The sequence below is a fragment of the Thermomonas sp. S9 genome (assembly GCF_024704365.1).
In the GTDB taxonomy this organism is placed as follows: Bacteria; Pseudomonadota; Gammaproteobacteria; order Xanthomonadales; family Xanthomonadaceae; genus Thermomonas.
The window spans coordinates 1253959-1278994 of sequence record NZ_JAJDFY010000001.1; the positions used below are offsets into that span (position 1 = coordinate 1253959).

The following is a 25036-nucleotide window of genomic DNA, read 5'->3' on the forward strand; positions in this document are numbered from 1 at the left end:
ATAATCCCAAAAGCGCGTTTCCCCCGCCCCACGATAAGGTCACACTGCGTGTTCGAATCCCTCACCCAACGCCTGTCCGGCACCATCGAGCGCCTGCGTGGCCGCGGCCGTCTGACCGAATCCAACATCAGCGAAGCTGTGCGCGAGGTGCGCATCGCGCTGCTGGAGGCGGACGTGGCGCTACCGGTGGTGCAGGCGCTGGTCCAGCGCATCAAGGTGCGCGCGGTCGGGCAGGAGGTGATGCGTTCGCTGACGCCGGGCCAGGTGCTGGTCAAGATCGTGCGCGACGAACTGGCCGCGGTGATGGGCGCGCAGGCCACCGATCTCAACCTGAACGTGCAGCCGCCGGCGGTGATCCTGATGGCCGGTCTGCAGGGCGCCGGCAAGACCACGACCGTGGCCAAGCTGGCCAGGCACCTGAAGGACAAGCGCAAGAAGAAGGTGATGGTGGTCTCGGCCGACGTGTACCGCCCGGCCGCGATCGAGCAGCTGCAGACCCTGGCCGGGCAGGTGGGCGCGCTGTTCTTCCCGTCCGATGCTGGGCAGAAGCCGGAGGCCATCGTCAAGGCCGCGATCGACGAGGCCCGCCGCTCGTATGTGGACGTGCTGATCGTGGACACCGCCGGCCGCACCAGCATCGATGATGCGATGATGGCCGAAATCAAGGCCCTGCACGCTGCGGTGAATCCGGTCGAGACCCTGTTCGTGGTCGACGCCATGACCGGCCAGGACGCCGCGGTCACCGCCAGGCACTTCGGTGAGGCGCTGCCGCTGACCGGCGTGGTGCTGACCAAGACCGATGGCGACGCCCGCGGCGGCGCGGCGCTGTCGGTGCGCTACATCACCGGCAGGCCGATCAAGTTCGTCGGCACCGGCGAGAAGCCCGACGGACTGGACGTGTTTCACCCCGACCGCGCCGCCGGCCGCATCCTCGACATGGGCGACGTGCTGTCGCTGGTGGAGCAGGTCGAGGCCCAGGTCGACAAGGACAAGGCGCAGAAGCTCGCCGAGAAGGTCGCCAAGGGCAAGAAATTCGACCTCAACGACATGCGCGACCAGCTCGAGCAGATGCAGGCGATGGGCGGCCTGCACGGGCTGATGGACAAGCTGCCGGGCATCGGTCAGCTGCCGGAGCACGTCAAACAGCAGGTCACCGGCAAGGAAGTGCCGCGCATGATTGCGATCATCAATTCGATGACCAAGAAAGAGCGCCGCAACCCGGACCTGCTCAACGGCTCGCGCCGCGCACGCGTGGCGCGGGGTGCCGGCCTGACCCCGGCCGACGTGAACAAGGTGCTCAAGCAGTACCAGCAGATGGAAAAGATGATGGGCAAGCTGGGCCGCGGCGGCATGAAGGGCATGCTGCGCGGTCTGTCCGGGATGATGGGCGGGCGCGGCGGGCTGCCGCTGCGCTGACCGTCGCGGTCGCCTGCGCGCGGCGGAAAGCTTGCAATCCGGGGCGTTGCCGGCTATCTTGCCCGCCTCGCGATGGGGTGCGGTGCCGGGCGTTCGGCGCCCGCCCCTCCACCAGTTTGGATGCCGTGGATGCGGCAGCGGACTCGGGCTCGCGGACGCCGCCTGCGGCATCCGCACTCCAGCGTCATCGGACAAGGGCCCTGCGGGTCCTTTTTTCGTTTCCGGGCGTCCGTTTTTCCGGGCGTTTCGTGTCCCGGGCCGGTTCGCCATTCAGCCATTCATTCGTTCGTTCATTCAACGGGTTTCCTGGGGTATCCCAGGGCAGCTTTTCCAGGATTTCGACAGGCAAGACGTGACTGACAAGGCCGACGACATCGCCGCGCTGCTTTCCCCCACCGTCGCCGCGATGGGGCTGGAACTGCTCGGCATCGAATACCTGCCCGCGCCGGGCGGCGCCACGCTGCGCCTGTACATCGACGTGCCGGCCGCCGAGGCCGCCAGCCGCATGGTGGGCATCGAGGATTGCGAGGCGGTGAGCCGCGAGGTCTCCGCGCAGCTGGACGTGGAAGACCCGATCAGCGGCAACTACACCCTCGGAGGTGTCCTCGCCGGGGATCGACCGCCCGCTGTTCGGCGCCGCGCAGTTCGCGCGCTTCGTCGGCGAGTCGGCCAAGGTCACGCTGAAGCTGCCGCAGGATGGCCGCCGGCGGCTGCAGGGCGGCATCCTGCGGGTCGAAGGCGACACCGTCGTGTTCGCGCTGGACGGCGCCGAATTCGCGGTGCCCGTGGCCAACATCGACAAGGCGCGACTGGTGCCCGACTGGGTGGCGCTGGGGCTGGCGCCGGCGCAGGACAAATCGGGGCGCGACCTGCGCCCGGGCAAGCAGAAGAAGGCCGCCGGCAAGGCGGGCAAGGCACATCCAACCAACATGGCGGCGACCAGCGGGTCGTCAGATGCGGAGTAAGCGGGCATGAGCAAGGAACTGTTGCTGGTCGTTGATGCGGTGGCTGCCGAGAAGGGCGTGCCGGAATCGGTGATCCTGGAGGCGATCGAGGCGGCGCTGGCATCGGCGGCGAAGAAGCGCTATGTGGACCAGGACGTGCTGGTGCGCGTGCAGATCGACCCCAAGGACGGCAGCTACGAGACCTTCCGCCGCTGGGAAGTGGTGGCCGATGACGTGGTGATGGAGTCGCCCGACCGCCAGGTGCGGTTGATGGACGCCATCGAGGAAGCCGAGGGCGTCGAGGTCGGCGATTACATCGAAGAGCAGATCGAGAACCCCGAGTTCGGCCGCATCGCCGCGCAGGCCGCCAAGCAGGTGATCGTGCAGCGCGTGCGCGAGGCCGAGCGCCAGCAGGTGGTGGACGCGTGGAAGGACCGCGTGGGCGAGCTGGTGACCGGCGTGGTCAAGCGCGTGGAGCGCGGCAACGTGTACGTGGACCTGGGCGGCAACGCCGAGGCGATCATCCCCAAGGACAAGGGCATCCCGCGCGACGTGCTGCGCACCGGCGACCGCGTGCGCGGCTACCTGTACGACGTGCGCAGCGAGCCGCGCGGGCCGCAGCTGTTCATCAGCCGCGCCGCGCCGGAATTCATGATGGAGCTGTTCAAGCTCGAGGTGCCGGAAGTCGGCCAGGGCCTGGTCTCGATCATGGCCTGCGCGCGCGACCCCGGCGACCGCGCCAAGATCGCGGTGCTGGCGCACGACAATCGCACCGATCCGATCGGCGCCTGCATCGGCATGCGCGGCTCGCGCGTGCAGGCGGTGACCAACGAGCTCAATGGCGAACGCGTAGACATCGTGCTGTGGAGCGACAACCCCGCCCAGCTCGTGATCAACGCGATGGCCCCGGCCGAGGTGCAGTCGATCATCGTGGACGAGGACAAGCACTCGATGGACCTGGCCGTGGCCGAGGAGAACCTCGCCAAGGCGATCGGCCGCGGCGGCCAGAACGTGCGCCTGGCCAGCCGCCTGACCGGCTGGCAGCTCAACGTGATGACCGCCGACCAGGTGCAGGCCAAGTCCGAGGCCGAGCAGGCTGCCGCGCGCCAGCTGTTCATGGACAAGCTGGAAGTGGACGAGGAGATCGCCGGCATCCTGGTCAGCGAGGGCTTCGGCACCGTGGAGGAGGTCGCCTACGTGCCGGTGGCCGAGCTGCTGGCGGTCGAGGGCTTCGACGAGGACATCGTGGAGGAACTGCGCTCGCGCGCCCGCGACGCCCTGCTGAACGAGGCGCTGGCCGCCGAGGAGACTCTGGAAGAGAACCAGCCGGACGAGGACCTGCTCTCGCTGGAGGGCATGGACGAGGCCACCGCTTACGCCCTCGCCGAGCGCGGCATCCGCACCCGCGAGGACCTGGCCGAGGCGGCGACCGATGAAATCGCAGGCATCGAGGGCATCGGTAAGGAGCGTGCCGCCGCGTTGATCATGGAAGCGCGCAAGCACTGGTTCGAATAAGCGCCGCCGGCCCGGGCGCCGGCAACCGGCGGGGTCGGCCCCGTCCTACAATCGCCACATCCGGCCGTCCGCGCGGCGGCCAATGACACCGGAAACCGAATGTCGCAGCAAACCACCATCCGCAAGCTGGCCGAACTGGTGAACACCCCGGTCGAGAAACTGCTGGAGCAGCTGGCCGAGGCCGGCATGCAGTTCAGCGGTCCCGACCAGGTCATCACCAGCGCCGAGAAACTCAAGCTGCACGGCTTTCTGCGCCGTGCGCACGGCAAGGCCGACAAGCCGGCCGACGAGGCCATCGCGCCCAGCAAGATCACCTTGAAGCGCAGCCGCAAGCAGGAAATCACCGTCGGCGGCAGCGGCAAGTCCGGACGTGGTGCCAGCACCGTGGAGGTGGTGACGCGCAAGAAGATCACCCTCAAGCCGGGCGAAGGCCGCCTGCTGAGCGCGAACGAGAAGCTGGACGCCGAGCGTGCCGATGCGCTGCGCAAGCTGGAGGAATCGCGCGCGCGCAACCTCGCCGAGCAGCGGGCGCTGGCCGAGAAGGACCGCCAGCGCGCCGAGGAGCTGGCCGAGATCCGCCGCCGCGAGCAGGAGGAGGAGGCGCAGCGCGCCGCCGCCGAAGCCGCGGCCGCCGCCGAGATGGCGCTGGAGGAGGGCGGCAAGGCGAAGGGGCATGGCCACGGCCATCCGAAGCCGGCCGGACCCGCGCGCGAAGCCGACAAGGGCACCACGCACAAACCCAAACCGCACCGCGGCTCGCATGTCATGCAGGCCGGCGTCGAGGACGACGAGACGACCGCGCGCTTCGCCGGCCAGTTGCATCTGTCCGCCTCCGACCGCGCCCGTCGCAGCAGCGTCTCGCGCGGGCGCGCGAAGCCGGTCAAGCGCGGTCTCGACCAGTCGCGCACCGGCAGCGGCTTCACCAAGCCCACCGCGCCGGTGGTACGTGAAATCGCGATCGGCGATGCCATCACCGTCGGCGATCTGGCGCAGAAGCTGGCGCTGAAGGGCGGCGAGGTGGTCAAGGCACTGTTCAAGATGGGCGTGATGGCCACCATCACCCAGACCATCGACCACGACACCGCGGTGCTGGTGACCGAGGAACTGGGCCACAAGGCGGTGCACGCCGATGCCGGCGACGCCGAATCCGAGCTGCTGGCGCACGTCGAGCAGGCCCAGGGCGACAAGGCCCCGCGGCCGCCGGTGGTCACCATCATGGGCCACGTCGACCACGGCAAGACCTCGCTGCTGGACTACATCCGCCGCACCAAGGTCGCCAGCGGCGAGGCGGGCGGCATCACCCAGCACATCGGCGCCTACCACGTCACCACCCCGAAGGGCGTGATCAGCTTCCTCGACACCCCCGGCCACGCCGCGTTCACCCAGATGCGCCAGCGCGGTGCCAGGCTGACCGACATCGTGGTCCTGGTGGTTGCGGCCGACGACGGCGTGATGCCGCAGACGGTGGAGGCGATCCAGCACGCGCGCGCCGCCAAGGTGCCGCTGATCGTGGCGATCAACAAGATCGACAAGTCCGACGCCGATCCGTCGCGGGTCAAGAACGACCTGCTGGCGCACGACGTGGTGGCCGAGGAGTTCGGCGGCGATGTGCAGATGGTGGAGCTGTCGGCCAAGACCGGCCTTGGCGTGGACGACCTGCTCGACGCGATTTCACTGCAGGCCGAGGTGCTCGACCTGCAGGCGGTGCCGGAAGGCCGCGCCACCGGCGTGGTGATCGAATCCGCGCTGGACAAGGGCCGTGGCCCGGTCGCCACCGTGCTGGTGCAGCAGGGCCGCCTGGCCAAGGGCGACTACCTGGTGTGCGGCATCCAGTACGGCCGCGTGCGCGCGCTGTTCGACGAGACCGGCAGCCAGGTGCCCAGCGCCGGCCCGTCGATCCCGGTGCAGATCCTGGGCCTGTCCGGGGTGCCCGAGGCGGGCGACGACTTCGTGGTGGTGGCCGACGAGCGCCTGGCCAAGGACGTGGCCCAGCAGCGCGATACCAAGCGCCGCGAGCTGCGGCTGGTGGCCTCCGCGGGCAACCGCATGGAGGACATCATGGCGCAGATGGGCGAGGGCAGCACCCAGCAGACCCTCAACCTGGTGGTGAAGGCCGACGTGCACGGCACCATGCAGGCCCTGCGCGAGGCGCTGACCGGGCTGTCCAACGACCAGATCCGGATCAACGTGATCGGCTCCGGCGTGGGCGGCATCACCGAGTCCGACGCCCAGCTGGCGGTGACCTCCAAGGCCACCGTGATCGGCTTCAACGTGCGCGCCGACGCGTCCGCGCGCAAGGTGATCGAAGGCAATGGCGTCGACCTGCGCTATTTCTCGATCATCTACGACGTGATCGACCAGGTGAAGCAGGTCGCCTCCAACGTGCTGGGCAAGGAAGTGCGCGAGGAGATCATCGGCATCGCCGAGGTCCGCGACGTGTTCCGCAGTTCCAAGTTCGGCGCGGTCGCCGGCTGCATGGTGGTCGAGGGCGTGGTCAAGAAGTCCAAGCCGATCCGCGTGCTGCGCGACAACACGGTGATCTTCGAGGGCGAGCTGGAATCGCTGCGCCGCTTCAAGGAGAACGTGGACGAGGTGCGCGTGAACACCGAGTGCGGCATCGGCGTGAAGGCGTACAACGACGTCAAGCCGGGCGACCAGATCGAGTGTTTCGAGCGGATCGAGGTGCAGCGCACGCTGTAAGGCGTGCGTCCCCGCCATGGCGCAGAAATCCTTCCACCGTACCGACCGCGTCTCCGCCCAGCTCCGTCGCGAGCTGGGCACGCTGGTGCATGCCTTCGTGCGCGAGCACGGCCTCGCCTCGGCCAGCGTGTCCGACGTCGAGGTGACCCGCGACATGGCGCATGCCAAGGTGTTCGTCACCGTGCTCCAGCCCGAGCGCGCGGCGGAGACGCTGAAGGCGCTGAAGGCGCTGGCGCCGGAGATCCGCCACCAGCTGGCGCGCGCGGTGCGGATGCGGCACGTGCCCGAGCTGCATTTCCATTACGACGAATCGGTCGATCGCGGCGAGCGCATCGACAACCTGCTGCGTGACCTGCCCGACGTCAACGGCAGTGGCGACGCCGACTGACCCGCGCGAGCGCCGTCCGCGCACCGTGTTCCGCCGCCTGGACGGCATCCTGCTGCTGGACAAGCCGCAGGGGTTGTCGTCCAACCAGGCCCTGCAGCGCGTGCGCCACCTGTTCCGCGCCGAGAAGGGCGGGCACACCGGCAGCCTCGATCCGCTGGCCACCGGCCTGTTGCCGGTCTGCTTCGGCGAGGCCACCAAGATCGCCGGCGGCCTGCTGGGCGCGCGCAAGGCCTACGAGACCGTGGCCCGCCTCGGCATCACCACCGACACCGACGACGCCGAAGGCCAGGCCCTGCGCGAGCGCCCGGTGCCGGTGCTCACGATCGACGCCATCGACGCCGCCCTGCGCCGGCTGACCGGGCGCATCCGCCAGCGCCCGCCGATCTATTCCGCGCTCAAGCGCGGCGGCGAACCGCTGTACGCGAAGGCGCGCCGGGGGAAACGATCGAGGTGGAGGAGCGCGAAGTCGAGGTGCACGCCTTCGACCTGCTGAACGCCGCCGACCTGCTGGATGGCGGCGAACCGCTGCTGCGTCTGCACGTGGAGTGCGGCTCCGGCACCTACGTGCGCAGCCTGGTCCGCGACCTCGGTGAATTGCTCGGCTGCGGCGCGCACGTGGCCGAGCTGCGGCGGCTGTGGGTGGATCCGTTCCGCGAGCCGCGCATGTGGACGCTGGAAGGCCTGGAGCAGCTGCGCGAGCAGGCTGGCGAGCGCGTGCTGGATGCCTGCCTGCTGCCGATCGAGGCCGGCATGGCCTCCTGGCCCGAGGTCCGGGTGAACGCGGCGCAGGCGCAGCGGCTGGGCCGCGGGCAGGGCCTGCGCGGGCCGTACCCGCCGCGTGGCCGGCAGGTGGCGATCCTGGACGAGCAGGGGCGCGGCCTGGGCCTGGGCGAGGTGGATACCGAGGGCGGCCTGCGCCCGACCCGGCTGTTCCGCTGGGCGGCCATCGCCGGCGCGGCCGAGGCCCACGCGGACGCCCTGCGTTGCTCGTGACCCCCGCGGGGGGCTATACTTCCGCCGCTCTCCAAGGGGCACACCAACATCCTTTCCGCATCATCACGGCGAGCCGTGCGGTGCGGGCGAGCGTTTTCCGCCCGTTCCTGCCGGCCACGCGACTACGAGGCCATCATGTCCATCGATACCCAGAAAGTCATCAGCGAGCACAGGCGCGGCGACAACGACACCGGCTCGCCGGAAGTCCAGGTCGCCCTGCTCACGGCGCGCATCGAGCAGCTCACCGAGCACTTCAAGACCCACAAGCAGGACCACCACAGCCGTCGTGGCCTGCTGATGATGGTCAACCGCCGCCGCAGCCTGCTCGATTACCTGCACCGCAAGGATGCAGAGCGCTACAAGGCGCTGATCGGCAAGCTCGGTCTGCGTCGCTGATCGACCCCCACCGCGGCGCAGGAATGCGCCGCGGTTCGTTGTGCGGTATCCGTTCCACCCGCCGCGGCCAGGCCGCATTCCCGCATCGCTTGCGCGATGCAGCGCAGCAAGCAGGGCTTGCCTGCGCCGACGTTCAAGACATCAAGGATTCCCAAGTGGCAAAGATCAGCAAAACCTTCCAGTACGGCAAACACCAGGTGACCCTGGAGACCGGCGAGATCGCACGTCAGGCCGGCGGCGCCGTGCTGGTGAAGGTCGACGGCACCGAGGTGCTGGTGACCGCAGTGGCGGCCAAGTCGGCACGCGAAGGCCAGGATTTCTTCCCGCTGACCGTGGACTACCAGGAGAAGTTCTACGCTGGCGGCCGTATTCCCGGCGGCTTCTTCAAGCGCGAAGGCCGTCCGACCGAGAAGGAAACGCTGATCAGCCGCCTGATCGACCGCCCGATCCGCCCGCTGTTCCCGGAGGACTACAAGAACGAAGTCCAGATCATCGCCCAGCTGCTGTCGCTGAACCCCGAGGTCGAGGGCGACATCCCCGCGCTGATCGGCGCGTCCGCCGCGCTGTCGCTGTGCGGCAGCCCGTTCCAGGGCCCGATCGGCGCCGCCAAGATCGGCTACATCAACGGCCAGTACGTGCTGAACCCCTCGGTGTCCGAACTCAAGGCCAGCGACCTGGAACTGGTCGTGGCCGGCACCTCGAACGCCGTGCTGATGGTGGAATCGGAGGCCAAGGAACTGTCCGAAGACGTGATGCTGGGCGCGGTGATGCTTGGTCATCGCGAGATGCAGAAGGCAATCAACGCGATCAACGAGCTGGTGACCGAGGCTGGCACCCCGCCGTCCACCTGGCAGGCGCCGGAGAAGAACGCCGCCATGATCGCCGCGCTGAAGGAGGCCGTGGGCGACCAGTTGGCGCAGGCCTTCCAGGTGCGCGACAAGCTGCAGCGCCGCGATGCCATCGCCGCGATCAAGAAGGACGTGATGCAGGCGCTGGCTGGCCGCGCCGAGGCCGAAGGCTGGAGCAGCGCCGAGCTGTCCAAGGAGTTCGGCGAGCTGGAGTACCAGACGATGCGCGGCTCGGTGCTCGACACCAAGATCCGCATCGACGGCCGCAAGCTGGATGACGTGCGCCCGATCAGCTGCAAGGTCGGCGTGCTGCCGCGCGTGCACGGCTCGGCGCTGTTCACCCGCGGCGAGACCCAGGCGCTGGTGGTCACCACCCTCGGCACCGCCCGCGACGGCCAGATCATGGACGACGTGGCCGGCGAGTGGAAGGAACACTTCCTGTTCCACTACAACTTCCCGCCGTACTCGGTGGGCGAGACCGGCCGCTTCGGCGCGCCCAAGCGCCGCGAGATCGGCCACGGCCGCCTGGCCAAGCGCGGCGTGCTGGCGATGATGCCGGGCATGGAGGCGTTCCCGTACACCATCCGCGTGGTGTCCGAGATCACCGAGTCGAACGGCTCTTCGTCGATGGCCTCGGTCTGCGGCTCCTCACTGGCGCTGATGGACGCGGGCGTGCCGATCAAGCGCCCGGTCGCCGGCATCGCGATGGGCCTGGTCAAGGAGGAGGACAAGTACGTGGTGCTGTCCGACATCCTGGGCGACGAGGACCACCTCGGCGACATGGACTTCAAGGTGGCCGGCAGCGAGCACGGCATCACCGCGCTGCAGATGGACATCAAGATCCAGGGCATCACCGAGGAGATCATGAAGGTCGCGCTGGCGCAGGCCAGGCAGGGCCGCCTGCACATCCTCGGCGAGATGGCCAAGGCGATCACCGCGCCGCGCCCGGAACTGTCCGACTACGCGCCGCGCCTGATCACCCTGAAGATCCATCCGGACAAGATCCGCGAGGTGATCGGCAAGGGGGGCTCGGTGATCCAGGCGATCACCAAGGAAACCGGCACCCAGATCGACATCCAGGACGACGGCACCATCACCATCGCCTCGGTCAATGCCGCCGCCGGCCAGGCCGCCAAGGCGCGTATCGAGCAGATCACCTCGGACGTCGAGCCGGGCCGCATCTACGAGGGCAAGGTCGCCAAGATCATGGATTTCGGCGCATTCGTGACGATTGCCCCCGGCAAGGACGGCCTGGTGCACGTCTCGCAGATCTCCAGCGAGCGCGTGGAGAAGGTCTCCGACAAGCTGAAGGAAGGCGACCTGGTGAAGGTCAAGGTGCTGGAAGTGGACAAGCAGGGTCGCATCCGCCTGTCGATCAAGGCTGTCGCCGAAGGCGAGGGCACCGGCGAGTAATCGCCGCGTCCCGCGCCGGACACGAAAAAGCGGGCAGTGCCCGCTTTTTCTTTGCCCTGTCCGCTGGCGGATGCCTGGCCCAGCGCCGTGGTGCGGCTTATTCGACTGGCGACTCGTAGCGGCCCGGCCGCGGGTTCAGCGTGCCGCACTGCGCGCAGGTGCGCAGGTGGTCGTCGCGGTAGAAGCGCTCGAACACGCGGAAGAAATCCTGCTCGATATCGACGAGGTGGAAGAACTCCGCGTAGAGCTTGTGGTTGCAGTTGACGCAGAACCACATCAGCGCGTCGTCCTCGTGCGGCAGGCGCTTGCGTTCGATCACCAGCCCCACGGAGTCCGGCATCCGCTGCGGCGAATGCGGCACCCGCGGCGGCAGGTAGAACACCTCGCCGGCGCGGATGGGAATGTCGCGCACGCGGCCGTGCTCGCCGTCGAAGTCTTCCTGCACGCGCAGCACCATCTCGCCTTCCAGCTGGTAGAACCACTCCGGGCCGTCCTCGAAGTGGTAGTCGGTGCGCGCGTTCGGGCCGCCGACCACCATCACGATGAAGTCCTCCTGCACGATGCACTTGTTGCCCACCGGCGGCTTCAGCAGGTGGCGGTGGTCCTCGATCCAGGCGTGCAGGTTGAAGGCGGCGGGCAGCATGGCGTTCAGTCCTCGATCCGGGCGATGCACTTGAGTTCGATGGCGATCGGCGTGGGCAGCGCGGTGATGCCCAGCGTGGTGCGGCAGGGCGCCAGCGCGGGGTCGGGGAAATACTCGGCCCACACGGCGTTGTAGGCCGTGAAATCGCGCGCCATGTCGGTGAGATAGACCGTCACGTCCACCAGGTCTTCCCAGCGCGCGCCGCTGGCCTCCAGCACCGCGCGCACGTTGGCGAACACCGCGCGCGCCTGCGCCTCGATGTCGTAGCCGACCAGGCGGCCTGCGTCATCATGGCGGTTGCCGGGGACCGCGTTGGTGGCGGGATCGCGCGGGCCGATGCCGGACAGGAACAGCAGTCCGCCCGCCCGGCGCGCGTGCGGGTAGTGGCCCACCGCTTGCGGCGCCTGGCTGGCGTGAATGCCGGTGTTCACGCGCGGCCCCGGCGGCGCCGGCCGACCCCGGCGATCGCCGCGGCCTGCACCTGTTCCAGCGCCTCGGCGGACTCCACGTCCATGCCCAGCTGGCGCACGCGGCCGTCGGCCAGGCTGTACACCAGCTCATGCACGGCCAGCGGCTGGCCGCGCGCCCAGGCATCGGCGATCACCGTGGTCTGGCACACGTTCGCCGCCTGCTCGATCGCGTTCAGCTCGCACAGCGCGTCGTGGCGCTGGTCGTCGGGCAGGCCGTCCAGCAGCGCGGCATGCTTCAGCGCCACGTCGCCGACATGGCGGATCCAGTTGTCGGCCAGCCCCAGCCGGGTGCCGTGCAGCGCGGCGCCGACGCCGCCGCAGCCGTAGTGGCCCACCACCAGGATGTGCTTCACCTTCAGCACGTCCACCGAGAATTGCAGCACCGACAGGCAGTTCAGGTCGGTGTGCACGACCACGTTGGCGATGTTGCGGTGGACGAACACCTCGCCCGGCAGCAGGTCCACCACCTGGTTGGCCGGCACCCGCGAGTCGGAGCAGCCGATCCACAGGTATTCCGGACTCTGCTGGCGCGAGAGGCGGTCGAAGAAGGTGGGGTCTTCCCGGGTGACGCGGTCGGCCCACGCCTGGTTGTTGCGCAGCAGGGTATCGAGGCTGGTTTTCATGAATGCTCGGGTCGAGTGAACGTGGGGAGTGCAATGCAGACATTGCGCGGCTCGGTGAAGAACCGCATCGCCTCCAGCCCGCCTTCGCGGCCAAGGCCAGAGTGGCCGGTGCCGCCGAACGGCGTGCGCAGGTCGCGCAGCAGCCAGCCGTTGATCCACACGATCCCGACCCGCAGCTGCGCGCCGAAGCGGTGCGCGCGGGCCAGGTCGCGCGTCCACACGCTGGCGGACAGGCCGTAGTCGCAGGCGTTGGCCAGCATCAGCGCGTCGTCGTCCGAATCGAAGGCTTGCAGCGTGGCCACCGGGCCGAAGATCTCCTCGCGGTTGCTGGCGCAGTCCGGGCCCAGGCCGTCGATCACGGTCGGCGCGATGAACCAGCCCTCGCGCGCCACCGCCGCGCCGCCGCACAGCACGCGGCCGCCTTCGCTGCGCGCGCGTGCGATCGCATTCATCACCTTGTCGAAATGCGCCTGCGACACCATCGGCCCCAGCTGCGCACCGTCCTCCAGCGGGCCGCCGATGCGCAGCGCGCGGGCGCGTTCGACGAAGGCGTCGCGGAACTCGGGGTAGATCGCGCGCTCGACCAGCAGCCGCGAGCCACACAGGCAGATCTGCCCGCTGTTCTGGAACGCGCTGCGCACCAGGGTGTCGAGCTGCGCGCGCCAGTCGCTGTCGGCGAAGACCACGGTGGCGTTCTTGCCACCCAGTTCCAGCGAGACCTTCTTCAGCTGCGGCCCGGCGATCCCGGCGATGCGGCGGCCCACCGCGGTGCTGCCGGTGAACGAGACCGCCTTGACCTGCGGGTGTGACACCAGCGGCTCGCCCACGTCCGCGCCGGGGCCGTGCACGATGTTGAGCACGCCTGGCGGCAGGCCGGTCTCCAGCGCCAGTTCGCCCAGCAGCGTCGCGGTGGCGGGGGTGATCTCGGAGGGCTTGGCGACCACCGCATTGCCGGCGGCCAGCGCCGGCGCGATCTTCCAGGTGAACAGGTACAGCGGCAGGTTCCACGGGCTGATGCAGCCCACCACGCCCAGCGGCAGGCGCAGGGTGTAGTTCAGGCCGGCCTCGCCGTGGTGCGATTCGCTGGCGAACTGGGTGGCCGCGTGCGCGAAGAAGCGCAGGTTGGAGATGGCGCGCGGGATTTCGATGTCGCGCGCCAGCGCCAGCGGCTTGCCGGCGTCGATCGCCTCGGCGCGGGCGAAGGCGTCCAGCCGCGCTTCCAGTGCGTCCGCCAGCCGCTCCAGATGGCGCGCGCGTTCGCTGCTGCGCAGTGCGGCCCAGCCCGGCGCGGCGGCGGTGGCGGCGGCCACCGCGGCCTCGACGCTGGCGGCGTCACCGGCGGCGACCTCCGCATACGGGTGCGCGTGGGCGGGATCGAACACCGGCATCCAGCGCGTGCTGGTCGCTTCGCCGCAGGCGGCGCCGATCACGTGTCCGAAGCGTGGCATGTGCCAAGTTTACCAGCGGCGCGGCTGGCAGCGTGGGCACAGGAACAGCGGCCGCGACTGGCTGGCGATGCGTGCGATCGGCGTGCCGCAGCGCTCGCAGGGCTCGCCTTCGCGCTGGAACACGCGGAAACGGAAGGCCTCGCCCTCGCGCGCGAGGTAGTCGGCGCGCATGCCGCGGGTGGGTTCGATGCCGCGGGTGGCATAGCTCCGGCGCGGGATCGCCAGCAGTGCCTCGGCCAGCCGCGCGGTCTGCGCGTCGTCCAGATCGCGCGGGCGCAGGGCGGGGTGCAGGCCCGCGTCGAACAGCACTTCTGCGCGCAGATAGTTGCCCATCCCGGCGAGGAAGCGCTGGTCCAGCAGCAGCGCGCCCAGCGCACGGCCGCGGAACGCCGGCGCCTCAAGCCGCGCGGCCACGCTGGCGGCCTCCAGGCTCGGGTCCAGCACGTCCGGGCCGAGCCGCTGCAGGAACGGATGCGCTTCGATCGCGTCGCTGCGCCAGAGTTCGACGTCGGAGGCGGAATAGAGCAGGATCGACGCGCGCCGGGTTTCCAGCGCGACGCGCAGGCGGCGGGATGTCGCCGGGCGCTCGCCCGGGGCGGCCACGCGCCACACGCCGTAGAGCTGGTTGTGGGTGTACAGCGTCCAGCCGTTGTCGAACGCGGTCAGCAGCGCCTTGCCGCGCGGGGTGATCGACAGGATCCGGCTGCCCGGCAGCGTGCGTTCGAAGCGCTTCAGCACCGGGAACGCGAAGTCCGCGCGCACCAGCACCTGCCCGGCTACAGCAGCGGCCAGGCGGTCGGCGGCGCGGCGGATCTCGGGGCCTTCGGGCATGCGCTCAGATCGACTGCATGCGGCCGCCGTCCACCGCGATGGATTGGCCGTTGACGTAGGCGGCGGCGGGGCTGCACAGGAAGGCGATCACCGCGGCCACTTCGTCCGGCGCCGCGAAGCGGCCGGCGGGAACGCTGGCCAGCATCGCCTGCGCCACATCGTCTTCGGTCTTGCCGCTGGCGGCGCTGCGCTCGGCCAGGATCTGCTCCAGCCGGCGCGTGCGGGTGTAGCCGGGCAGCACGTTGTTCACGCTGATGCCGTCGCCGCCGAGTTCCTTCGACAGGGTTTTGGCCCAGCTGGCCATCGCGCCGCGCACGGTATTGGACACGCCGAGGTTGGGGATCGGTTCGTACACCGAGGTCGAAATCACGTTGACGATACGGCCCCAGTGCGCCGCGCGCATGCCCGGCAGCAGCGCCTGCACCAGCGTCTGCGCGGCGATGAGGTGCTGCTGGAAGGCCGCGAGGTAGGCCGCGGCAGGCGCGGCGTGCGCGGGGCCGCCCGGCGGGCCGCCGGTGTTGTTGATCAGGATGTGGACCGGCGTGCGCGCAGCCAGGGCGTCCACCGCAGCGCGCAGGGCCTCGGCATCGGCCAGGTCGGCGGCCAGCAGGGCGTGTGCCTGTCCGGGCGTGCGCGGCAGGCGGCTGACGACTTCACGCAGGGCATCCTCGCGCCGCGCCAGCACGGTGACGCTGGCGCCGAGGCCGGCCAGTTCCAGCGCGGTGGCGCGGCCGATGCCTTGCGAGGCGCCGCAGACCAGCGCGTGTTTTCCGGTGAGATCGAGCTGCATGCGGGCTCCCAGGGCAGGGCCCGATTGTACGGCGTGCCGGGGTCAGGCCATGCCGCCGACCATGCCACCCAGGCCCGCCGCCAGCCACAGCGAGGCGCTGGCCAGCGTGCCGCCGATGGCGGTCGCCGCCAGCACATCGCTGGGGTAGTGCAGGCCCAGCACCACCCGCGAGGCCGCCACGCTGGCGGCGAACGGCACCAGCAGCCAGGCCAGTGCCGGATAGTACGCCACCGCCACCACGCTGAAGGCCACCGCATGCAGGGTGTGCCCGGAGGGGAAGCTGAACTCGTCCAGCGGCGCCACCCAGGCGCGGATGCGGCCGTCGCGGGCGAACGGCCGCGGGCGTCGGGTCCAGCGCTTCAGGCGTTTGTACAGCAGCAGTGCGACCGCGCCGGTGGCCGCCAGGTGCAGCGAGGCGCGCAGCCCGTCCAGCCCGTCCACCACCACCAGCGCCGCCATCAGCGCGTACCAGAACAGGCCATCGCCCAGGCGGCTGACCGCGGCGAAATAGTGCAGGGGCCAGCGCCGCGCGCACAGCGCATTGGCGTGCAGGCACCAGCGGTGTTCGGCCGCCAGCAGGCGCTCAGGAGACATGGGCCGCGGCATGCGCAGGACTCCCGGAGTTGGCCATGGAGTGCAGCAGGCGATCGAAATCCTCGGCGACCCGCGCCGGGCGCAGTGCCGCCACTGCCTCGCGGCAGGCATCGCGCATCGCTTCGCGTAGGGCGTCGTTGGCGCCCAGCCGCAAGGTGGCCGCGATGAAGCCGGTGTCGTCGTCGCAGGCCACCGCCGCGCCGTGCACGCCATCGCGCACCAGCTCGCGGGTGGCACCATAGTCGAAAGCCACCAGCGGCACCCCGCTGGCCAGCGATTCCAGGGTGACGTTGCCGAAGGTTTCGCTGCGGCTGGGGAACAGGAACAGATCGCCGCTGGCGAAGTGGCGCGCCAGTGCGTCCCCCCTCTGCACGCCGCAGAACACGAAATCCGGATGCTCGCGCTGCAACGCCTCGCGTGCCGGGCCATCGCCCACCCACACGAAGCGGGCGTCCGGGCGGATCCGCTGCAGTTCGCGGAAGGCGCGCACCGCCAGCGGCAGGTTCTTTTCCGGGGCGATGCGGCCGACGTAGATCACCGCCAGGGCGTTTGCGTCCAATCCCCATCCGGCCCGCAGCGCCGGATCGCGGTGGCCGGGGTGGAAGGCCTGGGTGTCCACCGCGCGCGGCAGCCGCACGACATTGTGGAAACCGGCCTCGCGCAGGAAGGTCTGCAACTCGCGCGTCGGCACCAGCGTGGCCTGCGCACCGTTGTGGAAACGCCGCATCCAGCGCAGCGCGGTGCCCTGCAGCCAGGGCGCGCCGTAGCTGCGCACGTAGTCGTCGAAGCGGGTATGGAAGCCGGTGGCGGCAGGAATGCCCAGCCGGCGCGCCGCGCGCAGCGCCGACCAGCCCAGCGGGCCTTCGGTCGCGACGTAGATCGCATCCGGCCGCTCGGCCTGCCAGTGCCGCATGAGCGCGCGGGTGGCCGGCAGGCCGAAGCGCAAGCCGGGATAGCGCGGAAGCGCGGCGCCGCGCACCAGCAGGGTATCCGGCCGCTGCAGCCCGTCGTCCGGCTGGCGCGGGCGCACCAGCGTCAGCGCATGCCCGCGTCCGCGCAGTCCCTGCTCCAGCCCCTGCACGGTCAGCGCCACGCCGTTCACTTCCGGCGGATAGGTCTCGGTGACGAGGCTGTAGCGCATGGCCGGTCTTTCCCGGTGGCCGGTGCGCTCTAGCGTGGTCATGCGCCATGACGGCCGCGTGTCGGGCAGATGAAGCCGAAGTGACGCGGGTTCGGATGTCGATTCGGCAGCACGTCCACGCGCCGGATCGGGCACGGGCCGCGGTGGCAGCCTGCCAGCCTCAGTTGCCGGGATCGACGGTCAGGCAGCACTGCTCGCGCACGTACCAGTCGTCCCCGTCGTGGCGGAACCGGGCACAGCGCACCAGCGGCGCCTGGTAGACGTGCACCGACACGGCGACCGCGTCGTCATGCGAATTGCGCAGCACGTGGTGCTCGTGCGGTGGAATCAGGCTGCCCGCGCTGCCAGAGCCGGCGCGCAGCGTTCCGGCGGTGCGGAAGCGGGCGCGTTCGCCGTCGGTTTCCAGCAGTTCGTAGCGGATGATGTCCAGCTCGCCCTGCCATACGCCTTCCACGCACCAGCGGCCGTCGTGGTCGTGCAGCGGGGTGTCCTGGCCCGGGCCCCAGGTCATCGCGACCACGCTGTAGCCGTGGACCGGGCTGCGGTACAGCTCGCGCCGGGCGTAGTGGCCGGCGACCGGCGTGCGTACCACTTCGGGCAGTTGCACCGCCGGGTCGCGGATCAGGGATTCCAGCGCCGCGCGCAGGGCATCGGTGGTGGCCTCCGGCTCGCCCAGCGCCACGGCGGCGTCCAGCAGGGCGTAGAAGCGGTCGCTTCCGGGGAAGGTGGTGGCGGGCAGGGCGTTCACCGTCACGAGTGTACTGCAGCCGGGCGTACATGATCACCCGATGGCATTTCGGTATGTCGGATATGCATGACGTTGCGTGGCCGCGGGCAGGCCGTGGCGCCCATTGCGGGAATGAGGCCAGCAACGCCTGGCGGGGCTGGGGGCGCTGCGCGTTGAGGTGTCGGCGCACGTGCCGCCCCGGAAACGGAAAACCCCGCGGGAGCGGGGTTGCGGGCGGAGCACCGGACCGTCGTGCAGGCCGATGGCGCGGACATGGTGCCGGAAGTGGGACTCGAACCCACACGCTTTTGAGGGCGGCGGATTTTGAGTCCGCTGCGTCTACCGATTCCGCCATTCCGGCGCGGACGGCGAGTATAGCCGAGCGCGGCGGTCAGGCCACCTTGCCGGTGTCGTTGGCGGCGCGGGGCAGGGTGGCGAGGAAGCCGGCCACGGCGGGGGCGAAGCGCGTCTCGTCCACCAGGAAGGCGTCGTGGCCCTGTGGCGAGGGCATCGCCAAAAAAACGCGTCTGGCAACCGGCCTGACGCAGCCCGGCGGCGATCTCCTCCTGCTGCTGGATCGGGAACAGGATGTCGGTCCGCACCCCGATCACCAGCGCCTGCCGCCCCCGGTGAGCGCGGCCAGCCCGGCCGCGGTGTCGCCGCCGTGGGCTTCGCCGAGGTCGAACCAGTCCATCGAGCGGCTCAGGTACAGATAGCTGTTGGGGTCGAAGGCATGCACGAAGCGGCGCGCGTGTCCTTCCAGATAGCGTTCGACTTCGAACTCCAGCCCGAACGGGTCGTCGTCCCGGCGCTCCGCGTCCAGCCGCACGCGGCCGAAGCGGCCATCCCATTCCAGCGCCGAGCGGTAGGTGATGACGCCCAGCTTGCGCGCCATGCGCATGCCGTTCTCCGGATAGGTGCCGGCGGCTTCGTAGTCACCGTCGCGCCAGTCGGGATCGAGCCGGATCGCCTCGCGCTGCAGCGAGCGGATCGCGATCGAGAACGGCAGCGCGCGCGCCGCGCCGCAGATGTTGACGTGGCTGCGGGCGATGCCGGGATGGCGCGCCAGCAGCGCCAGCGCGCTCATGCCGCCCATCGAGTTGCCGACCACGCAGGCCAGCTGCGCGATGCCCAGCCCGCGCACCAGCGCGGCCGCGGCGTCGGCGCCGTCCTCGATCGACAGCGCCGGGAAGTCGAGCCGGTACGGCCTGCCGGTGGCCGGATCGACCGAGGCCGGGCCGGTGCTGCCTTTGCAGCTGCCGAGCGCGTTCATGCAGATCACGAACCAGCGGCGGGTATCGATCGGCTTGCCCGGGCCGATCATCCATTCCCACCAGCCCGGCGCCGGGTTGTCGGCATGGCTGGCGGCGTGCGCATCCGGCGACATGCCGGTGAGGAGCAAAATCGCGTTGGAGGCCTGCGCGTCCAGCTGGCCCCAGGTTTCATAGGCCAGGCGCGCGCCGTACAGCGCGCCGCCGCGCTTCATGGGAAACGGCGATGGCAGCGCGAACCAGCGGGTGCCGGGAGGGATGAACTCGGCCATGAGACGCGGCGGCAAACGGGAACCGGTGCGCCATCATCGCCCAGCGGCGGCCCTATTGACATGCCGGATCGGCATGCCGGCATGCCGATCCGGCGGCGGCCGCCTGCATCCGGGCGCGGGATTCGCGCGTAGGCGTCGCCCTCAGCGTGCCCCGATCACCAGCGTGATGGGCTGGGCGGCCGGCAGCGTCACCCGCACCGGTGCCGATTCGAGATCGCCGTCCTGGCGCATGGCCTGGCCGCTGGCCGACAGCCGCGCCACCAGCTCCACCTCATGCAGCTGCGACAGCGTGAGGGTGGGCATCGGGCTGTCGGCATCGCCCAGCCGGACCGCCAGCGGCAGCGCACTGGCCGGATGCTTCTGCACCGCCACCGGCATCGGCGGCCCGCCGGCCTGGCGGGCGATCACGAAGACCGTGGCGTCCGGCTGCAGGCGCACGCGCGCGGCCAGCGCGGGGTCCAGGGAGACCTTCACGGACAGCAGTGGTGCCGGCGCGGCGGGTGCGGCCAGCGGTGCCAGACCGGCCTGCGCGCGGGCGGCATTGATTTCCTTGCGCAGGCTGGCGGCGGTGGCGGTATCCACCTGCGCCAGCAGCGGCTCCCAGGTGGAGGCCGCCTGCGCATTCTCGCCGCGCTGGCGCTGCGCCACGCCGAGGAACCAGCGCGCGCGCTGGTGCGCGGGATTCGCCTTCAGCGCCGATTCGAGCAGGGCAATGGCCTGCGCATCGAAGGCATGTGCCGGGTCTGCCAGCGCCCGCGCCTGCGCCGCTTCGGTGAGAAGATCGGGATCATCCGGCGCCAACGCCGCCGCCCTGGCGAGGGCATCGCGCGCCTTGCCTGGATCGCCCAGCCGCAGGTAGGCCTGCCCGAGCAGCGCCCAGCCTTCCACTCGCTGCGGATCGCGCGCCAGCGCCGCCTGCAGCTGCGCGACCGCGTCCGCCAGCGTGGCCGGGGCCTGGCGCACGGCCGCATCCAGCGCCTGCGGCGTGCCCACCAGGCGGTACAGCAGCGCGGCGGAAGCCAGCACCACGAGGCCGATGCCCAGCGCCACCCCGCGCGCCTGTGGCCACAGCGGCCGCAGCAGGGTGGCCAGCACCAGCAGGCCCAGCAGCAGCGAGAGGGCGAGGAATACGGCCATCACCACTCCTGCCCGTCGTCGGCGGCGGGCGCGGTCCCCTTTGCGGCGGCGCACCCGCGCGACCACGACCCCGGCGCCGGCCAGCAGCACCAGCCCCGGGCCGAGCCACAGCAGCAGGGTGCGGCCTTCCAGCGGCGGCCGGTACAGCACGAACTCGCCGTAGCGCTGCACCAGATACTCTTTGATCGCCGCGTCGCTTTTGCCCTGCCGCATCAGGTCCAGCACCTCGCGCCGCAGCTGCAGCGCGATCAGCGCGTTGGAATCGGCCAGCGACTGGTTCTGGCACATCACGCAGCGCAGTTGCACGGTCAGCGCGTGGAAGCGCGCCTCCTCGGCGGCATCGCGGAACTGCAGCGGCGCGGCGTCGGCCTGTTGCCCGGCCTGGGCGAAGGCGGGCAGTGCGGCCAGCATCAGCAGGGCGGCGAGCAGGTGGCGGATCATCGCCCGGCCTCGAGCTTGGCCAGCAGCGGCAGCAGTTCCTGCGTGATGATGGCGTCGTCCAGCGGACCGACGTGCTTCCAGCGCACGATGCCCTGGCCATCGACCAGGAAGGTTTCCGGCGCGCCGTACACGCCCCAGTCCAGCGCGGTGCGGCCATCCTGGTCGGCCAGCACCACCATGTACGGGTTGCCGAACTGCTCCAGCCAGCGCAGCGCGTCGCTACGCTCATCCTTCCAGTTGTAGCCGACCACGCGCACGCGCTTGCTCTCCGCGAACCGGGTCAGCACCGGATGCTCGACCCTGCACTCCACGCACCAGCTGCCCCACACGTTGAGCAGGAACGGCTGGCCACGCAGGTCCGAGAGCGTCACGACCTGGCTGGGGTCGTGCAGCACCGGCAGCGCGAATTCGGGCGCCGGCTTGCCGATCAGCGGCGAGGGCAGGGCGTCGCGGTCGGGCTTGCGGCTCATCCACACCCCGGCGGCGAGCAGCGCAGCGAGCAGCACGAACAGGGCCAGCGGTAGCCAGCGCGACGCTTTCATGCGGTTTTTCCCTCTCTCGGAAGACTGCGGAAGCGGCGGTCCAGCGCGGTGACCGCCGCTCCCAGCGCCATCAGCAGCGCGCCGACCCAGATCCAGCGCACGAACGGCTTGACGTACAGGCGCATCGCCCAGGCATCGCCGCCCAGCGGTTCGCCGATCGCAACGTACACGTCGGCCAGGACGCCGGAGGCGATCCCGGTCTCGGTCATCACCTGACCGCCGGCCAGGTAGCGGCGTTTTTCCGGATGCAGGGTGGCGACGGCGTGGCCGTCCCGCAGCACCCGCACGCTGGCGTAGTCGGAGCTGTAGTTGGGCCCCTGCGCCGCGCGGATGCCGTCGAAGCGGAAGACATAGCGGCCCAGCGTCACGCGGTCGCCGGCCTTCACCGCCAGTTCGCGCTGCTGGCCCAGCCCTTCCACCAGCAACGCGCCGACCAGGAACACCGCGATCCCGAGGTGGGCCAGGCTCATGCCCCACATCTCCAGGGTCAGGCGGCCGCTGGCGCGCAGCCGCATCCACACGAAGCGCAGCGTGCCGGCCGCCACCCAGGCCGCGCCGAGCAGGCCGGCGGCGGTCTTCCAGCGGCCCTGCGGGGCCAGCACGAACGCGATCACGCCCACGATCAGCGCCAGCACCGCCCACGGCGCCAGCAGGCGCAGCGGGGTGGCCATGTCCTCGCGCTGCCAGCGGGTCAGCGGGCCCAGCGGCAGCAGCGCCACCAGCGGCGCCATCAGCAGCACGAACATCGCCGCGAAATACGGCGGCCCGACCGAGATCTTGCCCAGCTCCAGCGCATCCGCCAGCAGTGGATACAGCGTGCCCAGCAGCACCATCGCGCAGGCCGTGGCCAGCAGCAGGTTGTTGACGAGCAGCAGGGTCTCGCGCGAGGCGGCGGCGAATGGCTTGCCGTCACTCTCGGGCGCGCGCAGCGCGTACAGCAGCAGCGAGCCGCCGACCACGAGGCCGAGGAAGATCAGCACGAACAGGCCGCGGCCGGGGTCGGCCGCGAACGCGTGCACGCTGGTCAGCACGCCGGAGCGCACCAGGAAGGTGCCCAGCAGCGACAGCGAGAACGCGGCGATCGCCAGCAGCAGCGTCCAGCCACCGAAGCTGCCGCGCTTCTCGGTCACCGCCTGCGAATGCAGCAGCGCCGCGCCGGCCAGCCACGGCATGAAGCTGGCGTTCTCCACCGGGTCCCAGAACCACCAGCCGCCCCAGCCCAGCTCGTAATAGGCCCACCAGCTGCCGATGGCGATGCCCACGGTCAGGAAGGCCCAGGCGGCGTTGGTCCACGGCCGGCTCCAGCGCAGCCACTGCGCGTCGATGCGGCCTTCCAGCAGCGCCGCGATGGCGAACGCGAACGGCACCGAGAAGCCCACGTAGCCGGCGTACAGCAGCGGCGGATGGACGATCAGCCCCGGGTCCTGCAGCAGCGGATTGAGATCGCGGCCGTCCACCGGCATCGGCAGCAGCCGCGCGAACGGGTTGCTGGTGAAGATCAGGAACGCCAGGAAACCGGTCGCCAAGATGCCCATCACGCCCAGCACGCGCGCCACCACCGGCATCGGCAGCGCCGAGGAGAAGCGCGCCAGTGCGGCCGTCCACAGCGCCAGCACCAGCGCCCACAGCAGCAGCGAGCCCTCGTGTGCGCCCCAGACCGCGGTGTAGCGGTACATCAGCGGCAGCAGCGAATTGAGTTCTCGGCCACGTAGCGCACCGAAAAATCGGCGGTGACGAACGCATGCGTGAGCAGCACAAATGCCAGTCCCACCAGCAGTAGCTGCAGATAGGCGGCCGGGCGGGCCACCGCCATCAGCGCCGGCTCGCCGCGCCACGCGCCCAGCAGCGGCAGCAGCGCCTGCAGCGCGGCCACCAGCAGCGCCAGCACCAGCGCCACCTGCCCCAGTTCGGGCAGCATCAGGGCGTGCCCCCGGCGGGCGTGACTGGCGCATCCTGCACCTGGTGCTTCCTGTGCGCGGCGCCCATCTTGTCGGCCACTTCCTTGGGCATGTAGGTCTCGTCGTGCTTGGCCAGCACCTGCTCGGCCACGAACACGTCGCCGCGCATGCGCCCGGTGGCGATCACCGACTGCTTTTCGCGGAACAGATCGGGCAGGATGCCGGTATAGACCACCGGCAGGCGGGCATCGCCGTCGTCCACCTCGAAATGCGCTTCCAGTGAGCCAGGCGCGCGTTTGAACGAGCCGGCGGCGACCATGCCGCCGAGCCGGAAGGTGGCACGGCCGTCACGCACCTCGCGCCCGGCGCTGCCGTCCAGCACTTCGTGCGGGGTGTAGAGGTAGGCGACGTTGCGCTGCAGCGCCAGCGCGACCAGGGCGGTGGCGAGGCCGGCGGCGGCGACCAGTGCCAGGACCAGCCACAGGCGGCGTTTGCGGGTGGGGTTCATCGGTGCAGTTCGGTCGGAGTGGGGGGCGAGGCCTGGCGCGCCAGCCGCCGGCGCACGGCGCGCAGTGCGGCGCGGATCTGCAGCCGTGGCACCAGGAAGTCCCACAGCAGGAACACGGCGAACACCGCGTAGGCGGCGATGACGTAGTCGCGGTAGCTCATCCGGCCCGTCCCGTGGCGGCGAGCCGGGCCACCCAGTCCTTGCCGGCCTCGCGGCGCAGGTTGTCGGCGCGGGCGCGGGCCAGCAGCGCGCCGAGGAACCACAGCTTGGTGCCGACCAGCATCCACACCAGCGGCGGCAGCATGCTCGCGTCCATGCTGGAGGGGCCGAACAGGCGGATGGTCTGGCCCTGGTGCAGCGAGTTCCACCACACCACCGACCAGCGGATCACCGGCAGCAGCGCGACGCCGACGATCGCCAGCAGCCCGGCCGCGCGCGCGGCGTTGCGGCGATCGTCGATCGCGGCGTACAGGCCGATCACGCCCAGGTACAGGAACAGCAGGATCAGCTCGGTGGTCAGGCGCGGGTCCCAGTCCCACCAGGTGCCCCACATCGGCTTGCCCCAGATCGACCCGGTGGCCAGGGTCACCGTGGTGAAGGCGGCGCCGCTGGGCGCGCAGGCCATCGCCAGGATTTCGCACAGCTTGATCCGCCAGATGAGCGCGATCGCGGAATAAAGGGCCATCAGCGCGAACACCGCCATGCTCATCCAGGCCGCGGGCACGTGGAGGTAGAGGATGCGGAAGCTGTCGCCCTGCTGGTAATCGGCTGGCACCTGGAACAGCGCGCCGTAGGCGCCGATCAGGATTGCCAGCAGCCCCAGCCCGTAGCCCCACGGCGCCCAGCGCGCGGCGAAGCGGTCGAAGGTCGGGGGCGAGCCGAGTTGGTGGAACCAGCGGATCAGCGGGTGCATCGTGGCCTGTGCGAAAGCGGCGCGCATCGGGCCGCGGACGATCCAGGCAAGAATACCAGCCCGCGCCAGCGCGGGCGGTCATGCCAGTGCCGACAACATGGCAGATGCAGACCGGGCAGACCTTGATCCGGAGCAAGGGCGGTGCGCCCGCCGGCCGTCCGTGCAGTTGCCCGT

General features: G+C 70.5%; 20 protein-coding genes, 1 tRNA gene and 5 pseudogenes. 8 read left to right on the forward strand and 18 right to left on the reverse strand.

What is annotated here, in order from left to right; genetic code table 11:
- The first annotated feature begins 48 nt into the window (after positions 1–48).
- From ffh to pnp, 8 genes and pseudogenes are all read left to right on the forward strand, one after another.
- A complete protein-coding gene (ffh, locus tag LJB71_RS06245) occupies positions 49–1416 on the forward strand; it encodes a signal recognition particle protein (protein ID WP_259303497.1) in 1368 nt (455 codons plus the stop codon).
- A gap of 352 nt (positions 1417–1768) precedes the next feature.
- A pseudogene (gene rimP, locus LJB71_RS06250) lies at positions 1769–2381 on the forward strand (ribosome maturation factor RimP).
- Positions 2382–2387: 6 nt separating this feature from the next.
- The gene (nusA, locus tag LJB71_RS06255) at positions 2388–3875 is read left to right on the forward strand and encodes a transcription termination factor NusA (RefSeq protein WP_259303498.1); all 1488 of its coding nucleotides are present in this window, start codon (positions 2388–2390) and stop codon (positions 3873–3875) included.
- 99 nt (positions 3876–3974) lie between these two features.
- On the forward strand, positions 3975–6575 hold the full coding sequence (infB, locus tag LJB71_RS06260) for a translation initiation factor IF-2 (protein WP_259303499.1): 2601 nt from the start codon (positions 3975–3977) through the stop codon (positions 6573–6575).
- 16 nt (positions 6576–6591) lie between these two features.
- On the forward strand, positions 6592–6963 hold the full coding sequence (gene rbfA / locus LJB71_RS06265) for a 30S ribosome-binding factor RbfA (RefSeq protein WP_259303500.1): 372 nt from the start codon (positions 6592–6594) through the stop codon (positions 6961–6963).
- Positions 6947–7956 (forward strand): annotated as a pseudogene (truB, locus tag LJB71_RS06270) (tRNA pseudouridine(55) synthase TruB). Before rbfA ends, truB begins: the two are co-directional and overlap by 17 nt.
- Positions 7957–8091: 135 nt before the next feature.
- Positions 8092–8352: a 30S ribosomal protein S15 gene (rpsO, locus tag LJB71_RS06275; protein ID WP_259303501.1), complete on the forward strand. Its 261-nt coding sequence runs from the start codon at positions 8092–8094 to the stop codon at positions 8350–8352.
- 155 nt (positions 8353–8507) lie between these two features.
- A complete protein-coding gene (gene pnp / locus LJB71_RS06280) occupies positions 8508–10613 on the forward strand; it encodes a polyribonucleotide nucleotidyltransferase (RefSeq protein ID WP_259303502.1) in 2106 nt (701 codons plus the stop codon).
- A gap of 97 nt (positions 10614–10710) precedes the next feature.
- Here the strand turns inward: pnp and LJB71_RS06285 are convergent, their stop codons facing one another.
- The 18 genes and pseudogenes from LJB71_RS06285 to LJB71_RS06370 form a co-directional block, all read right to left on the reverse strand.
- Positions 10711–11256 carry a 3-hydroxyanthranilate 3,4-dioxygenase gene (locus LJB71_RS06285; RefSeq protein WP_259303503.1) on the reverse strand — a complete coding sequence of 182 codons (546 nt, stop codon included), beginning with the start codon at positions 11254–11256 and terminating at the stop codon, positions 10711–10713.
- A gap of 5 nt (positions 11257–11261) precedes the next feature.
- The gene (locus tag LJB71_RS06290) at positions 11262–11687 is read right to left on the reverse strand and encodes a RidA family protein (protein ID WP_259303504.1); all 426 of its coding nucleotides are present in this window, start codon (positions 11685–11687) and stop codon (positions 11262–11264) included.
- Positions 11684–12349, reverse strand: a complete 666-nt coding sequence (gene can, locus LJB71_RS06295) for a carbonate dehydratase (RefSeq protein WP_259303505.1) — start codon at positions 12347–12349, stop codon at positions 11684–11686. Before can ends, LJB71_RS06290 begins: the two co-directional genes overlap by 4 nt.
- Positions 12346–13797 carry an aldehyde dehydrogenase gene (locus tag LJB71_RS06300; RefSeq protein WP_259303506.1) on the reverse strand — a complete coding sequence of 484 codons (1452 nt, stop codon included), beginning with the start codon at positions 13795–13797 and terminating at the stop codon, positions 12346–12348. Before LJB71_RS06300 ends, can begins: the two co-directional genes overlap by 4 nt.
- Before the next feature lie 9 nt (positions 13798–13806).
- Positions 13807–14628 (reverse strand): endonuclease VIII, encoded by an 822-nt coding sequence (nei, locus tag LJB71_RS06305; RefSeq protein WP_259303507.1) that lies wholly within the window; start codon positions 14626–14628, stop codon positions 13807–13809.
- A 4-nt stretch (positions 14629–14632) separates the two neighbouring features.
- Positions 14633–15418, reverse strand: a complete 786-nt coding sequence (locus LJB71_RS06310) for an SDR family oxidoreductase (RefSeq protein ID WP_259303508.1) — start codon at positions 15416–15418, stop codon at positions 14633–14635.
- Positions 15419–15460: 42 nt separating this feature from the next.
- Entirely contained in the window at positions 15461–16024 is a 564-nt protein-coding gene (locus LJB71_RS06315) for a phosphatase PAP2 family protein (RefSeq protein ID WP_310649400.1), read from the reverse strand.
- Entirely contained in the window at positions 16002–17153 is a 1152-nt protein-coding gene (locus tag LJB71_RS06320) for a glycosyltransferase family 1 protein (RefSeq protein ID WP_259303510.1), read from the reverse strand. The genes LJB71_RS06315 and LJB71_RS06320 overlap by 23 nt, the downstream gene beginning before the upstream one ends.
- Before the next feature lie 160 nt (positions 17154–17313).
- Positions 17314–17907, reverse strand: coding sequence for a cysteine dioxygenase family protein (locus LJB71_RS06325; protein WP_259303511.1), 594 nt, complete (start codon positions 17905–17907; stop codon positions 17314–17316).
- A gap of 247 nt (positions 17908–18154) precedes the next feature.
- Positions 18155–18241 (reverse strand) — tRNA-Leu (locus LJB71_RS06330).
- Between the two features lie 30 nt (positions 18242–18271).
- Positions 18272–19423, reverse strand: a pseudogene (locus LJB71_RS06335) (homoserine O-acetyltransferase).
- A gap of 141 nt (positions 19424–19564) precedes the next feature.
- The gene (locus LJB71_RS06340) at positions 19565–20560 is read right to left on the reverse strand and encodes a tetratricopeptide repeat protein (protein WP_259303512.1); all 996 of its coding nucleotides are present in this window, start codon (positions 20558–20560) and stop codon (positions 19565–19567) included.
- Positions 20560–21001 (reverse strand): annotated as a pseudogene (locus tag LJB71_RS06345) (cytochrome c-type biogenesis protein). The gene LJB71_RS06340 and the pseudogene LJB71_RS06345 overlap by 1 nt, the downstream one beginning before the upstream one ends.
- Positions 20998–21543: a DsbE family thiol:disulfide interchange protein gene (locus tag LJB71_RS06350; protein ID WP_259303513.1), complete on the reverse strand. Its 546-nt coding sequence runs from the start codon at positions 21541–21543 to the stop codon at positions 20998–21000. The pseudogene LJB71_RS06345 and the gene LJB71_RS06350 overlap by 4 nt, the downstream one beginning before the upstream one ends.
- Positions 21540–23461, reverse strand: a pseudogene (locus tag LJB71_RS06355) (heme lyase CcmF/NrfE family subunit). Before LJB71_RS06355 ends, LJB71_RS06350 begins: the two are co-directional and overlap by 4 nt.
- Positions 23461–23949, reverse strand: coding sequence for a cytochrome c maturation protein CcmE (gene ccmE / locus LJB71_RS06360; RefSeq protein ID WP_259303514.1), 489 nt, complete (start codon positions 23947–23949; stop codon positions 23461–23463). The pseudogene LJB71_RS06355 and the gene ccmE overlap by 1 nt, the downstream one beginning before the upstream one ends.
- Positions 23946–24110 (reverse strand): heme exporter protein CcmD, encoded by a 165-nt coding sequence (ccmD, locus tag LJB71_RS06365; RefSeq protein ID WP_259303515.1) that lies wholly within the window; start codon positions 24108–24110, stop codon positions 23946–23948. Before ccmD ends, ccmE begins: the two co-directional genes overlap by 4 nt.
- Positions 24107–24862 (reverse strand): heme ABC transporter permease, encoded by a 756-nt coding sequence (locus LJB71_RS06370; RefSeq protein ID WP_259304755.1) that lies wholly within the window; start codon positions 24860–24862, stop codon positions 24107–24109. The genes ccmD and LJB71_RS06370 overlap by 4 nt, the downstream gene beginning before the upstream one ends.
- Positions 24863–25036: the final 174 nt, after the last annotated feature.